Here is a 14,753-nt window from a genome sequence, read left to right on the forward strand (position 1 = left end):
GCGCTGGCCGACGGCGGCCTGGAGCGTCGGGCCCGGCGCACCTGGCCCGACGGCCGGGCCGGACTCTTCCCGGTGGCCGGGGCGCCTTCTATCGGGGGCGGCGCCCCGGCCACTGCTCCGCCACCGTCTCGGGGTTGAGCAGGGGACGGATGACGACCTCCCCGGTGGCCTTGTCGATCACGATGCAGCCCGCGCCGGCCGTGTCGGGCAGCACGCTGGGGTCGTCGGGCTCGGGCTCCTTCGCCCAGGCGACATAGCCTTCTTTGAAGGTATATATCCTGATCTCTGCGGCGGAGCCCGGGCTGCGGACACCGTTGAAATACTCCTCGGCGATGGCCCTGGCCTGGTCGAGGTTCACAGCCGCCGCCCCTCCCTGTCGATCACCACGCAGAAGACGCCCGTCACCGACTCGTACGGCGGCTCCACCGCCATGTGGCCCCGCTGCGCGTCGATCCAGATCACCTCTCCGCCGGAGTTGACCGCGTTCCACGCGTGGCTGCCGCCGGCCGGCCAGCGGTTGATGATGATCGCGGCGGCACCGTGCCCGCCCGCCAGCAGTGCCTGCGCGATGGGGACGTAGGCGTGGCGCCCCTGTCCCACGTACTGGAAGCGCTGGCCCAGCCACCGCTCGGCCCGCGCCACTCCCCCGGCCTCACCGGTGAGCAGCGGCTTGCCGACCCGGTCGTACTCCGGCCGCCGGGGAGCGGCCACCGCCGGCGCGCCGTGCCAGGTGGAGAGCACCGCCAGCGCGCAGTCCACCGCGTTGGTCGCCCGGAACGGGTCCTCGGCGGCCCCGGCCCCGTTGATCAGCCTGATCCACATCCCCCGCGGATCGGGGAAGCGCCGGGGCACCCCCTGCTCGGTGACCGGCACGGCCCGCACCATGTCCTCCTGGGTCTGCGGGTCGGGCCTGGCCAGCCCCCCGGCCACGCCGTACGGCCGGCACCGCTCCAGCCGCAGCGGCCTCCACTGCGCCCGCTCAGGAACCCGGTCGGGAATCCTGTCAGGAATCCGGTCGGGAACCCGCTCGGGCTCCCGTGGCGCCGCCACTCCGGCCGGCCCCGGAGCCTCCAGCTCGAAGTCGCGCCACCGCTGGCCGTCCGCCGTCACGACGGGGTTGTAGACCCCCGCGGGTAGAAACAACCGAGTCACCGGGTCCCCCTCGCCCATCCGCCTCGCGCCCGATGCTAGGCCGCTCTCTCCCGCGGCGTGGGCGAGTTGACCAGTTCAAGGACCTGCGTCGCCCTGCGCCTCGGCGAGGTGCGCGAGAACCGTGTCCGCGATGTCGCCGAGAGTATCGATCTGTTCCGGGGTGAGCAGGTCGATCAGGTGGCGGCGGACCGACTCGACATGGCCGAGGGCGGCGGCCTCGATGGCCCGCTGCCCTGCCTCGGTGAGGACGATGACCGCGCCGCGGGCGTCGGTGGCGCAGTCCTCGCGGGTGACCAGGCCGCGCTCCTCCATCCGGCTGATGTGCCGGGACAGGCGGCTCTTGGACCACAGCATGCGGTCGGCGAGTGCCTGCAGGCGCCAGCGGCGGTCCTCGCTGGAGGTCAACGCGGACAGCACGTCGTAGTCGGGATCGGACAGGCCCGACTCCCGGCTGAGGTCACGGGCGATCTGTGCGTCGAGCAGCAGGCGCATCCGGCGGTAGCCGAGCCACGCCCGGAACTCCCGCTCGTCGAGCCACCGTGGGTCGGCCATGCGCCCACCCTAACCGTTGGTTGACATGTAACCAGAATGGCCCGCCCGTCGGCCCGCCCATCGCCCCCGTCGCTCCTGCGGCCGCGGCGGGCAGGCGCCGGCCCGATGAACCAGAGGAGCGGGAGCCTCTGCCGGTCCGCGCACCAGGACCGGCAGGACCGGCAGGACAAGATGACATGTCGTAATCGTTTGAGGTCCGCAGGCACCTTGTTCGTCGGTCTCACCGCCGGTCAATATCTTCGCCATCCCCCCATCCGGCGCTGGTCCCAGAAAGGCGCACGCGATTTGAGCATCACCGACAGCACCGAGGCCCCGGCCGACGGTGTCCACCGCCTCCGCAAGAACGCCGTAGGGCTGGTCGGCGTCATCTTCATGGCGGTCGCCACCGCCGCGCCCATCACCGCGATGACCGGCAACGTCCCGATCGTCGTGGGCTTCGGCAACGGCCTGGGCGTGCCCGCCGGATACCTCGTGGCGACGATCGTGCTCACCGTCTTCTCGGTGGGCTACGTGGCGATGGCCAAGCACATCACCTCCGCGGGCGCTTTCTACGGCTACATCTCCCACGGCCTGGGCCAGGTCGTGGGCATGGTGGCCGGCCTGCTCGCCACCATGGCCTACGTCGTCTTCGAAGCCTCGATCATCGGGTTCTTCGCCTACTCGGCCAACGACACTTTCAAGAGCCTGGCCGGTGTGGACATCCACTGGCTCTGGTTCGCCCTGCTCGGCCTGGCGCTGAACGCGATCCTCACCTACTTCGACATCAACCTGACCGCCAAGGTCCTGGGGGTCTTCCTCGTCACCGAGATCCTCATGCTCGGGCTGACCGCCACGGTGACCCTCTTCCACGGCGGCGGCCCGGACGGCCTGATGGCGGAGACCCTCAACCCCGCGAGGGCCTTCACCGTCACCGGCCTGGAGACGGGCGCCGTCGGGCTCGGCCTGTTCATGTGCTTCTGGTCCTGGGTCGGGTTCGAGTCGACCGCCATGTACGGGGAGGAGTCCCGCGAGCCCAAGAAGATCATCCCGATCGCGACCCTGGTCTCGGTGATCGGCATCGGCCTGTTCTACACCTTCGTCTCCTGGATGACGGTGGCGGCCAACGGGGTGAAGGCGCCTCAGATCGCGGCCGAGGAGTTCGCCGGGATCTTCTTCAACCCCACCGGGGAACTGGTCGGGGAGTGGGCGGTCGACCTGTTCAAGATCCTCATCCTGACCGGCTCCTTCGCCTGCTCGATGGCCTTCCACAACTGCGCCGCCCGCTACCTCTACGCGATCGGCCGCGAGGATCTCATCCCCGGCACCCGCGCGACCCTGGGCGCCACCCACCCCAGGCACGGCTCCCCGCACATCGCCGGAGCCGTGCAGACCGCGATCTCCGTGGTGATCGTGCTGGCGTTCTTCTTCGCCGGGATGGACCCCTATCTGCACATCTACACCCTGCTCGCGGTGCTGGGCACGCTGGCCGTCCTGATCGTGCAGACCCTCTGCTCGTTCTCGGTGATCGGCTACTTCCACGTCAGGAAGAAGCACCCCGAGACCGCGTCCTGGTGGCGCACCCTGCTGGCCCCGCTCTTGGGCGGCCTGGCGATGGCCTACGTGGTCCTGCTGCTGTTCCAGAACCAGGAGGCCGCCGCCGGAGACGCCGCCAAGTCCCCGTTCTTCGCCCTGATCCCCTGGATCGTGCTCGGCGCCGCCCTCCTGGGTGCCGCCCTCGCCCTCTATCTGAGGGCCCGCAGGCCCGAGAAGTACGCGATCATCGGCCGGATCGTGCTGGAGGACACCGTCGAACGTGACTGACCGCACGTGAGAGTACGGCCGGCGCATGAGAGGCGGCCCGTCCTGAAGTACGGCCCGCGTCGAGGTGCGGCCCACATTGAGGCACGGCCCGCATTGAAGTACGGCCCGCATTGAGGTGCGGCCCGTGCCCCCGCGATGGCTTCACGGGGGCACGGGCCGTCCCGTGTCCTACCGCAGCGCGGCGATCACCTCGCCCGCGGCGCGCTCTCCCTCGGTGGCGCCGCCGTTCATGAACCCCTGGAAGTCGTAGGAGCAGTGCTCTCCGGCGATGTGCACGTTGCCCTGCCGGGTCCCCTCGTAGCCCGCGTGCCTGTGCAGGTATCCGACCGGCCAGTAGGAGTAGGCGCCGAGGGCGTAGGGGTTCCTGTGCCAGGCCGAGAGCTGGGCGCGGCCGTTCCACTCCGCCTTCGTGCCGGGGAAGACCGTGTCGATCCGGGTGAGCGTCGAGGCGACGAGGGCGCGGACGTAGGCGTCGGAGTCGGTGGGGAACGGGGTGGACGGGTCGAGGGACCGGGCCGCGTCGCCGCCGCCGTACTGGATGAGCACCCCGGTCGAGCCGGCCTGCCCCTTGGTGGTGTCCCAGCACTGCTGGAAGGGCAGGTCGGTGAAGCAGTCCCCGGCCGACACCCCCGGCCACGGGCCGGCGCCGATCCAGGTCCGGCGGGTGAACTGCATGTTGAGTTTGGTGACGTAGCCCATCCGGGCGTCACGCAGCAGGGCCGTCATGCGGGCGTCGAATCCGGCGCGCGACAGGTCCAGGCGCTGCAGGATCGGCAGGGGCACGGTGAGGACCGTGTGGTCGGCGACGACGGTCCTGGTGGTGCCGCCGTTGTCGAAGGTGAGCGTCTGGGTGCCGTCGGCGTTCGCCCGCACCGCCAGCAGCTCCCAGCCCGTCTGGACCGAGCCGGACGGCAGGGCCGCCGCCATGGCCTGCGGGAGCAGGTCGTTGCCGCCGACGATGTGATAGCGCTCGTCCGACAGGCCCCAGACGTTGAAATGGCCGGGATTGGGCTGGTAGCCCATCAGCAGGACCAGCGCGAGAGAGGACTGGTCGGTCGTCTCGGCCCCGTACTCGACGTTGTAGGCGACGTCGAGGAAGCGGCCGAGGTCCGAGGCGTAGCCGCCGGGCACCCGGGAGTCGATCCACTGCCGGATCGACATGTTGTCCAGCGTGGTGCCCTCCGGCGTGGTGCTGTCCCACCTCACCTCGCCGGCGGCCTGCAGGTCGGCGTGGAGCGTCTGATACATCTCCTTGAAGTCGGCGTCCGCCTGGGAGCGCGGGTAGTAGGCACCGTTGACGTGCAGGATCTCCTCGGCGCCGTTCGGCCCTGCCCCGGCGAAGTTGACTGTGGACAGGCCGAAACGGCGGCACAGCTCCAGCATCTTCTTGTGTTCGACGTCGATCAGCTCGCCGCCGATCTCGGAGGTCTGGCCGCCCGCCCAGTGGGAGCGCTGGGAGTACATCCGGCCGCCGACCCGTGACGGGTCGGCCTCGTAGACGATCGGGGTGGCCCCCGCGTCCCTGAGGGTGAGCGCCGCGGTGAGCCCGGCGATCCCGGCGCCGATGACGGCCACCCGGGCGGGCTTGAGCGGCGGCTTGGCCTGCGGCGTGACGTCGGCGCGGGCGCGGCCCTGGGCGGAGCCGAGCGCGGTGACCGCCAGACCGGCCAGCGCGGCGCGCCTGAGCAGGTCACGGCGGGCGATACCGCCCGGTACGGCGGCGGCCTCGGCGCGCAGTCCGCGCAGGTCTTCGACGGGGATCCGGAGACGGCGGGCGTCGTGGTGCTCGGCTGCCAGGCGCTGGAGCGCGCGCAGGGACGAGGTTCGTGCCATGGGGGTGGCCTCTCTGATCGTGTTGGCGATCAGCATGAAGACCGGCGGGCCCCGGCGGCAGTCGGCATCGCGTAACCGATGTCGATCATCGCGTGACACTGTGCCGCGCCTGGCCGGCAGTGCGCCGGGACGGCCGCGGGCCGGCCGGCCCACCACGCCGGGGCCCCTCCCCCGGACCTCGGCCTCTCCGGACCCCAGCCGTTAGTTGACATGTAACCAAAATGGCGGCAGTCTCTGTTTACACGTAAACCACTTCTGAGGGGGGCACGCCATGCCGCTGCTGAAGGTCGTCGTCGCCAGCACCCGTCCGGTCCGGACCGGACGCGCCATCGGCGACTGGTTCACCCGCCACGCCGTCGAGCACGGCGGGTTCGACGTGGAACTCGTCGACCTCGCCGAGGTGGGGCTGCCGTTCCTGGACGAGCCCGAGGACGCGACCACGGGAAACTACGTCCACCAGCACACCAAGGACTGGAGCGCGACGATCGACGCGGCGGACGCGTTCGTCTTCGTCATGCCGGAGTACAACTACGCCTTCAACGCCCCCCTGAAGAACGCCCTCGACTTCCTCCACCGCGAGTGGGCCCACAAGCCGGTCGGGTTCGTCAGCTACGGCGGGCTCTCCGGCGGCCTGCGCGCGGTCGAGCTGCTCAAGCCGGTCGTGACCAAGCTGCGCATGGTCCCGGCGGGCGCTGCGGTGACCGTCTTCCGGCGCAAGAGCGTGGCCGCCGACGGCAGCCTGACCGTCGACGGCACCCTGTCGGAGTCGGCGAGCGCGATGCTGGAGGAGCTCGGCCGGCTCACCCAGGCGATGTCCGTGATGCGCAGCTCCGTCTGACCGCCGCCCTTTGCCCCCTTTGCCCCCTCCGACTGCCCCCTTCGACCGCCTCGTTTCCGCCGTCCCCGTCCGGGCCGGGCTGGACCGCGCCAGGCGTTCAGGCGACTTCGACGCTGACGCTGTGCCAGCCGGTGGCCCCGTCGGGGGTCACCGGGGCGTGGTCGGGCGTCTGGGTGTAGCCGGTGGCGTCCGTGGCCCGCACCTCGATCGTGTGGCTGCCGGGCGTGGCGTCCCAGTCGTCGACCACCCACTGGCGCCAGGTGTCGGCGGTCGGCGCCTCGGCCAGCCGGGCCTGACGCCACTGCCCGCCGTCGACCCGCACCTCGACGGCGTCCACCCCCTTGTGCTGGGCCCAGGCGACCCCGGCGATCACGGTACGGCCCGGCGCGACGCTGGAGCCGTCTCTCGGCAGGTCGATGCGCGACTGGGTCTTGATCGGCCCCCGCGCCGACCACCCCCTGGAGGTCCAGTAGGCCTCGTCCTGGTCGAACCGGGTGACCTTGATCTCCGTCACCCACTTGGTCGCCGAGACGTAGCCGTACAGGCCCGGGACCACCTGGCGGACCGGGAAACCGTGGTCGACCGGGAGCGCCTCGCCGTTCATCGCCAGGGCCAGCAGCGCGTCGCGCCCGTCGAGGACGACGTCGAGCGGGGTGCCACAGGTCCAGCCGTCCGCGGAGGTGCTGAGCAGCATGTCTGCCCCCGCCCGCACCCCCGCGTCGCGCAGGACGCCGGCCAGGCTGGCGCCCAGCCAGCGGGCGTTGCCGATGTATGGTCCGCCGACCTCGTTGGAGACGCAGCACAGCGTGATGTCGGCCTCCTCCAGGGGGAGTTTCATCAGGTCGGCGAGGGCGAGCTCGACGGGCCTGTCCACCATGCCATGGATCTTCAGGGTCCAGTTCCGGGGGTCCACCTGGGGCACGATGAGGGCGGTGTCCACCCGGTAGAAGTCGTGGTTCGGGGTGACGAACGGCGACAGCCCCCTGATCTTCAGGTCGACTCCGGCCGGGAGCGGCGTGGCCCGGACGGAGGGCCGGGGCAGCTCCATGCCGACCCGGGCCGCGGCCACCTGGGCCCGCCCCGACAGCATCCGCCCCACCACGCCGGTCACTCCCGCGACGACGACGCCCCCGGCCGTCCCGATCAGCAGCCTCCGCCGGTCGAGCGTGCGGAGATCCTCCCCCGCCCGCATGACCGGCGGGACCGGCGTGCCGTGCCGCTCACCCGTATCGTCTCCGGGCTCGTGGGCCTCGCCGGCCGGGTGGGCGCCGGTCGGCGAGCCCTCCTCCCGGGGGAGGAGGGCACGGCCCGTCAGGCGGTGCAGGGCGAACATGGCGGCGGCGACGCCCGCCAGCGTGGGGACGACATCCACGGCGCCGGCGTCGGGCCGGGTCAGGACGGCCAGGACGCCCACGACGCCGAACGCGGCCAGGCCCGCCAGGCCGTACCGGATGTCCCTGACGGCCAGGACGCCCACGGCGGCGGCGATCACGGCGAGGACCAGGAAGATACCCGCCAGCAGGACGACTTTGTCGTTCTCGCCGAAGGTGCGGATCGCGAAATCCTTCAGTCCCGCCGGAGTGAGATCGATGGCGGCGTTGCCGACCGCCACGACGGGGAAGGCGGAGGCCTTCACCAGGCCCGCGGCCAGCAGTGACACCCCGACCGCCACCGCACCGGACACCAGGCCGATCAGCGCCGCCGCCCACAGGGGCACGCGCCCGTTGCTCTCCATCCTCCGACGCTACGCCCATCGGAGCAAACGGGATCTTACGCCCCGATTACGATCCGGCCCGCTCCGCTCCGGGGCGCACCCGCCCGCGGCGGGTGCCCCGCGTCACGGAGCGGGCAGGCTCAACCGGACCGGACCGCTCAACCGGCCTGGACCGCGCAGTCGGCCGGTACCGCTCGGCCGTCCGCGATCACTCGGGCGGACCGGACCGCGCAGCCGGCCGGGATCGGTCAGGCGACCACTTCGGCCAGGATCGGGACCAGGGCGCGGAAGGCGCGGCCCCGGTGGCTGATGGCGTTCTTCTCCTCGGCCGACAGCTCGGCGGTCGTCCGGCTCTCCCCCTCGGGCACGAAGATCGGGTCGTAGCCGAAACCGTTGGTCCCGCGCGGCGCGTCGATGATCATGCCGTACAGCGTGCCCTCGGCGACCCGCTCCTCCCCCGACGGCAGGGCCAGCGCCGCCGCGCACGCGAAGTGGGCGCCCCGGTGCTCCCGCGGCACGTCGGACACCTGCGCGAGCAGCAGGTCCAGGTTCGCCCCGTCGTCGCCGTGCCGGCCGGACCAGCGGGCCGAGAAGATGCCCGGCATGCCGTTCAGCGCGTTCACGCACAGGCCCGAGTCGTCGGCGATGGCGGGCAGGCCCGACGCCTGGGCGACGGCGTGCGCCTTGATCAGGGCGTTCTCGGCGAAGGTCAGGCCGGTCTCGGCGACATCGCCGATCTGCGGGAACTCCTCCAGGCCGACGATCTCCACCGGCACCGAGGCGTCGGCGAGGATCTGACGGAGCTCGACGATCTTTCCGGTGTTGCGGGTGGCCAGGACCACCCGGCTCACGACGGTGCCGGGGCGCCCGGCCGTCTCGGTGCTCACGCCAGCGCCGCCTTCTGCAGGCGGGTGAGCTCCGCGCACCCGACGACGCCGAGGTCGAGCAGCTCGTCCAGCGCTCCCCGGTTGAACGGCTTGCCCTCGGCCGTGCCCTGGACCTCGACGAACTCGCCGGCCCCGGTCATCACCACGTTCATGTCCGTCTCGGCGGCGACGTCCTCGGTGTAGCAGAGGTCCAGCAGGGGCGTGGATCCGACGACGCCGACCGACACGGCCGAGACCGAGTCGACCAGCGGGTCGCCCTTGCACATCTTCCGCTCGCGCATCCAGCTCACCGCGTCGGCCAGCGCCACGTAGGCGCCGGTGATCGCGGCCGTGCGGGTGCCGCCGTCGGCCTGGAGCACGTCGCAGTCGATGACGATCGAGTTCTCGCCGAGGACCTTGTAGTCGACGCAGGCCCGCAGGGACCGGCCGATCAGGCGGGAGATCTCGTGCGTCCGGCCGCCGATCTTGCCGCGCACCGACTCCCGGTCGTTACGGGTGTTGGTGGCCCGGGGCAGCATGGCGTATTCGGCGGTGACCCAGCCCTGGCCGCTCCCCCGGCGCCAGCGCGGCACGCTGTCCTGCACGGAGGCGGCGCAGAGCACCTTGGTGCCGCCGAACTCGACGAGCACCGAGCCCTCGGCGTGCGCGAGCCAGCCACGGGTGATGGTGACGGGTCTGAGCTGATCGGGAGAACGTCCATCTGCACGAGCCATGAAACTCACCCTAGGTCATATACGGCCCCGCTCCGCGCCAGTTCGGTCCGCCCGCCGAAACCGCCCCGGGAGGCGTCCTGGAGGATCCGCGCGGGGTCGTGCCAGGGTACGAGATGGGTCAGCACCAGGGTGCCCACATCCGCCCTGGCCGCGTGCTCGGCGGCCTGACGGCCGGTCAGGTGCAGGTCGGTGGGGAGGTCGGGCCGCTCCAGGAAGGACGCCTCGCACAGCAGCACGTCCGCCCCCGAGGCGAGCTTGACCAGTTCGGCGGACTCGCCGGTGTCGGCCGAGTAGGCCACCGAGCGCCCGCCGTAGGAGACCCGGAACCCGTAGGTCTCGACCGGGTGGTTCATCAGCGCGGCCGTCACCTCGAACGGCCCCACCTCGAACACGCCCGGCGCCAGCGGCGCGAAGTCGAAGGCCGTCTCGAGCCCCGGCTCTTCGGGCATGCCGTAGGCGGCGGCCAGGCGGCGGGGCGCGTCGGCGGGGGCGTGGACCGGCACCCTGGGGAGCGGCCCTTCCGGGGAGTAGGTGCGCACCACGTGGTAGGGGCAGATGTCGAGGCAGTGGTCGGCGTGCAGGTGGGACAGGCAGATCGCGTCCACGTCGTAGAGGCCGATGTGCCGCTGGAGCGCGCCCAGCGCGCCGTTGCCGAAGTCCAGCAGCATGCGGAACCCCTCGGCCTCCAGCAGATAGCAGGAGGAGGGGCTGTCCGGGCCGGGGAAACTCCCAGAGCACCCGATGATCGTCAGTTTCACGGCGGCCTCCTCCTTCTCAGCTCTTCTCAGATTGCGGCGCTGCATGCCACGGCCCGGGCACCGGTGACCGCCGTCTTCACGGACGCTGCCCGTTGCCGGGGACGTCCCCCACCGGCGTGAGCTCGACGGCCTCGATCTCGGGACCGAGGAAGCGCCGCCCGAGCTGCTCGAACAGCACGGTGTCGCCGGTGGCGCCGAACCGGTGGCGGGGGGTGCGGCCCGTGGCGGCCAGGCCCCGGTCGTGCAGGACGCGATAGACGTCCTTGGCCGTCTCGTCGGCGCTGGAGACCAGCGTGACGCCGTCTCCCGCGACGTAGGAGATGGGCGCGGTCAGCAGCGGGTAGTGCGTGCATCCCAGGATCAGCGTGTCGCATCCGTCGTCCAGCACCGGCTGCAGGTAGCCGCGGATGACCTCGATGAGCTCCTCGCTCATCGTCTCCCCTCGCTCCACGAACTCCACCAGCCGGGGGGCCGCCACCCCGGTCAGCAGGATGTCCGGGGCGGCGGTGAACGCGTCCTGGTAGGCCATCGACTCGATCGTCGCCCGGGTCCCGATCACTCCGACCCGGCCGTTGCGGGTGGCCCGCACGGCCCGGCGCGCCGCCGGCTGGATCACCTCGACGACCGGCACGTCATAGCGTTCGCGCGCGTCCCGCAGCACCGCCGAACTGGCGCTGTTGCACGCGATCACCAGCATCTTGACGTCGTGCTCGACGAGGTGGTCCATCACCTCCAGCGTGTAGGCGCGGAGCTGCGCGATGGTCTTGGGTCCGTACGGCTGCCGCGCCGTGTCGGCCACATAGAAGATCGACTCATCGGGCAGCTGATCCATGATCGCCCTGGCCACCGTGAGGCCGCCAACACCGCTGTCAAAGATTCCGATACTCGCTTGCGACATGGTTCCCAAGGTTAGGCGACCTGGGACGACCGCTCACGGTAAGAATCCTCACAGTGCTTCCGGCGACGCTGCGCGCGCTCCTCAGTCCAGGCACCGGCGCCCCCTCACGCGCTTCCGGCGACGCCGCGCCGTGGTTCAGCCTCGGCCCACCCGGGCGAGTTGGCGGGACTGGGCGACCAGGCGGCCGGCGGAGTCCCAGACCTCGACCTCCTCGTCGAACCAGCCGTCGCTGATCATCCGGCCACTGCCGAGCAGGGTGAGCCAGCCGGGGGCGGGCAGGGCGCGCAGGTGCCAGGTGAGGTCCACGGTCGGCGCCCAGCCCCGGGCTCCGGCGGAGAAGACCACCGGCGGGAGCGCGTCCACGGCCAGGGCCAGCACGTAGGGGTCGGGGTCCTGCGGCTCGGCCATCCGGAAGTAGGCGCGCGCCTCGGGGCGGCCGGTGGGCTTGCCGTCGAGCCAGCCGACGGTGGGCGGGTCGAAGGCCATCTCCATCTGCGCGTTGAGCGTGATGTTCGACTCGGGCTTGGGGTCGGGCAGCCTGACGCACCGCTCGATGGGCGGCATGGCCGCCGAAGGACCGTCCGTCCAGTCGGGGACGGCCTCGTTCAGGGTCGCCGTCGTGACGAGGGTCTCGATGAAGGAGACATCGTCCTGGACCAGGGTCGCGCGGGTCATCGCGGCGGTGCGGCCGGCCTTGATCTGCTCCAGCCGCACCCGGGCGGGGCCGGGCCGGGGCGCGCGCAGGAACTGCGCGCTGGTGGTCACCGGATGGTCGTGCGGTGAGGCGTCCACGACGGCGCGCAGGAGCACGGCCATGAGGTAGCCGCCGTTGAGCGGCCCGCCGATCGAGTATCCGGGGTCCAGGCACACGTCGTAGGTGGTCTCGTCCACCCTGATGGCCTGCGTCGCCTCGTCGAACTTCGTCATTCACGCTCCCGAACCTTGTTCTAGAGCGCTCACTTTACCCAGTACGCGCACCTCTCGCCCCATCGGCCCGGAACGCGTGCCGCTACCTGGGAAAACGAGATTCCACTGAGAGACTGATAACCATTTTCCAAGCGATTTCGCGGGAGCAGGAGGCCGGGGATGGCGGGAGTCGGTGACCTCATCGGTCAGTCGGTGTGGGACTCGGAGGGGGTGTGGGTGGGCCAGGTGGTGGACGTCCGGATGAGGAAGAACCGCAGGGCCGACTTCGGGATGCAGCAGCAGTTCACGGTCTCCGGCCTGGTCGTCTCGCACCGGCGGGCCCCGGTGATGCTGGGCCGCACCCGCGACCCCGGCAACCGGACGAGTTGGCTGTTCAAGCTCCTGTCCCGGACGCTCTACACCGGCAGCAGCATCGTCTCGTGGGACGCGGTGGCCTCCACCGGAAACGGCGAGATCACCCTGAGAAAACCCGCCAAAGCGCTGCAGCGGGTCTGATTCTCCTTGGACAGAGCAATCGCCTGGTTAGTTCATTGCAAGGCGTCCGCTAGCGATGTGCACTAACTTCTCTTTATCCGAGAAGTCCACATTGTGAGTGAGCATGTCTGCCAACAATCCCCCCGACCAGTCGCCCACGCCGGGCCAGCAGCCCGACAGGACGATCGCCTACCGTTGGAACGAGGGTGCGCAGCAGCACGGTCAGCCGCACACCCAGCCCCATCCCCAGCAGGGTGGCTACCCGCAGCAGGGCCAGCCCGGCTACCCGCAGCAGCCTGGCTACCCGCAGCAGAGCGCGGGGGGTTACCAGCAGGGCCAGCCGCAGCAGGGCTACGGACAGCAGGCCGGCTACCCGCAGCAGGGCCAGCAGGGCTACGGACAGCAGCAGGGCCAGCCCGGCTACCCCGGTTACCAGCAGCAGGGTCAGGCCGGCTACCAGCAGCCCGGCTACCAGCAGCAGAACTACGGCCAGCAGAACTACGGACAGCAGCCCGGTTGGCAGCAGCAGGGCACCGATTTCCTCGGCGCGGGACAGCCGGCTCCGCCCGCCGCCCGTAAGGGTGGCAAGGGCTGGCTGCTCGCGGTGGTCGCCGCCCTGGTCGTCGCCCTCGTGGGCGGCGGCGGCGCGTTCGCGGTCAGCATGCTCAGCGGCGGCGGCACCCAGCCGCACGACGTGCTCCCCGGCAACGCCGTCGGCTACGTGCGCCTGGACTTCGACCCGGCCGCCAACCAGAAGCTGGCACTGTTCAGCATCGCCCAGAAGTTCACCGTCACCAAGGACTCCTTCACCGGCGACGACCCGCGCAAGGCCCTCTTCGACCTGGCCGACAAGATGGGCAGCGCCGGCAAGGTGAACTACGCCACCGACATCCAGCCGTGGATCGGGGACCGCGTCGGCATGGCCGTGCTCGCCCCGGCCAAGGCCGACGCCGATCCCGGTTTCGTGGTGGCCGTCCAGGTGACCGACGAGGCCAAGGCCAAGGCGGGGATCGCCAAGCTGATGGGCGAGGAGAAGTACGGCATCGCCTTCCGCGAGGACTACGCGCTGCTCAGCGGCACCCAGGCGGAGGCCGACCAGGCCACCAAGGCGGCGCCGCTGACCGACAACGCCAACTTCTCCGACGACCTGAGCGCCCTCGGCGAGACCGGCGTGCTCTCCTTCTGGATGGACGGCGGCAAGATCGCGCAGCTCGCCCCGGAGCTGGCCGGCCAGGACGCCGCCGCCCTCGAACAGATCAAGAACGCCCGCGTGGCCGGCGCGCTCCGCTTCGACGGCAGCTACGTCGAGCTGGCCGGCATCAGCCGCGGCGCGCAGCCCCTGGAGGGGCTGGGCGAGCCGGAGGCCACCAGGATCGGCCAGCTCCCGGCCTCCACCGCCGGCGCGGTCTCGATCTCCGGTCTCGGCGACATCATCGGCAAGCAGTGGGCCCAGATCATGAAGTCGGCCGACCAGGCCGCCGGCGGGAGCTTCCAGCAGTTCGCCGACCAGGCCCAGCAGAAGTACGGGCTGGCGCTCCCCGCCGACCTGGTGACCCTGCTCGGCAAGAACATCACCCTGGCGGTGGACGCCAACGGCCTCGACAGCGGCCAGCCCAAGTTCGGTGCCCGAGTGGTCACCGACCCGGCCAAGGCACAGGAGGTCGTCGGCAAGATCGAGAAGTTCCTCGCCGACTCGGGCACCGCCGCCCCGCAGCTCGCCAAGGTCCCCGGTGACGGCACCTTCGTCCTGGCCAGCTCGCAGGAGTACGCCGCCGAACTCGCCAAGGAGGGGAGCCTGGCCGACGACGAGGGCTTCAAGCTCGCGATCCCCGACGCCGACTCGGCGACCTTCGCCGCCTACGTCGACCTCAACAAGGTCGAGAAGCTCTACCTCGAAACCCTCCAGGGCGAGGAGAAGGCGAACCTCCAGCAGCTGCGCGCCGTCGGTGTGAGCGGGACGCAGAACGGCGGCGAGGCGTCCTTCTCCCTGCGGGTCCTGTTCGACTGAGCCTGACCCCGCCGAGCGCCGCCCGGCCCGGCTCCGGCTGAGCCGGAGCCGGGCGGGGCCGGGTGCGGAACAAGCAGAACAGACAGAACACGCAGAAGGCGGGCACCCCGATGGTGCGACAACTGATCTTCCGTCTTGGTGAAGTCGATCGGCCCCTGCGGGAGTGGCATGTCCTCCCCCAGCGCACCGCTCAGCAGTT

At 71.1% G+C, this 14,753-nt stretch carries 14 protein-coding genes; 4 read left to right on the top strand and 10 right to left on the bottom strand.

Features of this window, described 5'->3' with window-relative positions; translation table 11 throughout:
• Positions 1-88: 88 nt before the first annotated feature.
• The 3 genes from ACWDS7_RS38025 to ACWDS7_RS38035 all read right to left on the bottom strand — a co-directional run bounded on the left by ACWDS7_RS38025 (position 89) and on the right by ACWDS7_RS38035 (position 1,704).
• Positions 89-358, bottom strand: a complete 270-nt coding sequence (locus tag ACWDS7_RS38025) for a hypothetical protein (protein ID WP_451933201.1) — start codon at positions 356-358, stop codon at positions 89-91.
• On the bottom strand, positions 355-1,152 hold the full coding sequence (locus tag ACWDS7_RS38030; RefSeq protein ID WP_451933202.1) for a toxin glutamine deamidase domain-containing protein: 798 nt from the start codon (positions 1,150-1,152) through the stop codon (positions 355-357). Before ACWDS7_RS38030 ends, ACWDS7_RS38025 begins: the two co-directional genes overlap by 4 nt.
• A 75-nt stretch (positions 1,153-1,227) precedes the next feature.
• Positions 1,228-1,704, bottom strand: coding sequence for a MarR family winged helix-turn-helix transcriptional regulator (locus ACWDS7_RS38035; RefSeq protein ID WP_451933203.1), 477 nt, complete (start codon positions 1,702-1,704; stop codon positions 1,228-1,230).
• 285 nt (positions 1,705-1,989) lie between these two features.
• On the opposite strand from ACWDS7_RS38035, the gene ACWDS7_RS38040 reads away from it, so the two are divergent.
• Positions 1,990-3,504: an APC family permease gene (locus tag ACWDS7_RS38040; protein WP_451933204.1), complete on the top strand. Its 1,515-nt coding sequence runs from the start codon at positions 1,990-1,992 to the stop codon at positions 3,502-3,504.
• A 168-nt stretch (positions 3,505-3,672) separates the two neighbouring features.
• Here ACWDS7_RS38040 and ACWDS7_RS38045 read toward each other — a convergent pair whose 3' ends face one another.
• A complete protein-coding gene (locus tag ACWDS7_RS38045) occupies positions 3,673-5,337 on the bottom strand; it encodes an FAD-dependent oxidoreductase (protein WP_451933205.1) in 1,665 nt (554 codons plus the stop codon).
• Between the two features lie 271 nt (positions 5,338-5,608).
• Here ACWDS7_RS38045 and ACWDS7_RS38050 point away from each other — a divergent pair, with 271 nt between their 5' ends.
• Entirely contained in the window at positions 5,609-6,175 is a 567-nt protein-coding gene (locus ACWDS7_RS38050) for an NADPH-dependent FMN reductase (RefSeq protein WP_451933206.1), read from the top strand.
• Between the two features lie 97 nt (positions 6,176-6,272).
• Here ACWDS7_RS38050 and ACWDS7_RS38055 read toward each other — a convergent pair whose 3' ends face one another.
• From ACWDS7_RS38055 to ACWDS7_RS38080, 6 genes are all read right to left on the bottom strand, one after another.
• Positions 6,273-7,910, bottom strand: a complete 1,638-nt coding sequence (locus ACWDS7_RS38055; RefSeq protein WP_451933207.1) for a molybdopterin-dependent oxidoreductase — start codon at positions 7,908-7,910, stop codon at positions 6,273-6,275.
• A 227-nt stretch (positions 7,911-8,137) separates the two neighbouring features.
• Positions 8,138-8,776 (bottom strand): XTP/dITP diphosphatase, encoded by a 639-nt coding sequence (locus ACWDS7_RS38060; protein ID WP_451933208.1) that lies wholly within the window; start codon positions 8,774-8,776, stop codon positions 8,138-8,140.
• Positions 8,773-9,489, bottom strand: a complete 717-nt coding sequence (rph, locus tag ACWDS7_RS38065) for a ribonuclease PH (protein WP_451933209.1) — start codon at positions 9,487-9,489, stop codon at positions 8,773-8,775. The genes ACWDS7_RS38060 and rph overlap by 4 nt, the downstream gene beginning before the upstream one ends.
• A gap of 5 nt (positions 9,490-9,494) precedes the next feature.
• Positions 9,495-10,247 carry an MBL fold metallo-hydrolase gene (locus ACWDS7_RS38070; protein ID WP_451933210.1) on the bottom strand — a complete coding sequence of 251 codons (753 nt, stop codon included), beginning with the start codon at positions 10,245-10,247 and terminating at the stop codon, positions 9,495-9,497.
• Positions 10,248-10,323: 76 nt separating this feature from the next.
• A complete protein-coding gene (gene murI, locus ACWDS7_RS38075; protein WP_451933211.1) occupies positions 10,324-11,145 on the bottom strand; it encodes a glutamate racemase in 822 nt (273 codons plus the stop codon).
• A gap of 135 nt (positions 11,146-11,280) precedes the next feature.
• Positions 11,281-12,072 (bottom strand): thioesterase family protein, encoded by a 792-nt coding sequence (locus ACWDS7_RS38080; protein WP_451933212.1) that lies wholly within the window; start codon positions 12,070-12,072, stop codon positions 11,281-11,283.
• Between the two features lie 159 nt (positions 12,073-12,231).
• Between ACWDS7_RS38080 and ACWDS7_RS38085 the strand changes: the two genes are divergently transcribed.
• Complete coding sequence (locus ACWDS7_RS38085) at positions 12,232-12,567, top strand: hypothetical protein (RefSeq protein ID WP_306856486.1); 336 nt, start codon at positions 12,232-12,234, stop codon at positions 12,565-12,567.
• Between the two features lie 103 nt (positions 12,568-12,670).
• Positions 12,671-14,554 (top strand): DUF3352 domain-containing protein, encoded by a 1,884-nt coding sequence (locus tag ACWDS7_RS38090; RefSeq protein ID WP_451933213.1) that lies wholly within the window; start codon positions 12,671-12,673, stop codon positions 14,552-14,554.
• Positions 14,555-14,753 lie beyond the last annotated feature (199 nt).

This window comes from Streptosporangium sp. NPDC003464, from assembly GCF_053588315.1.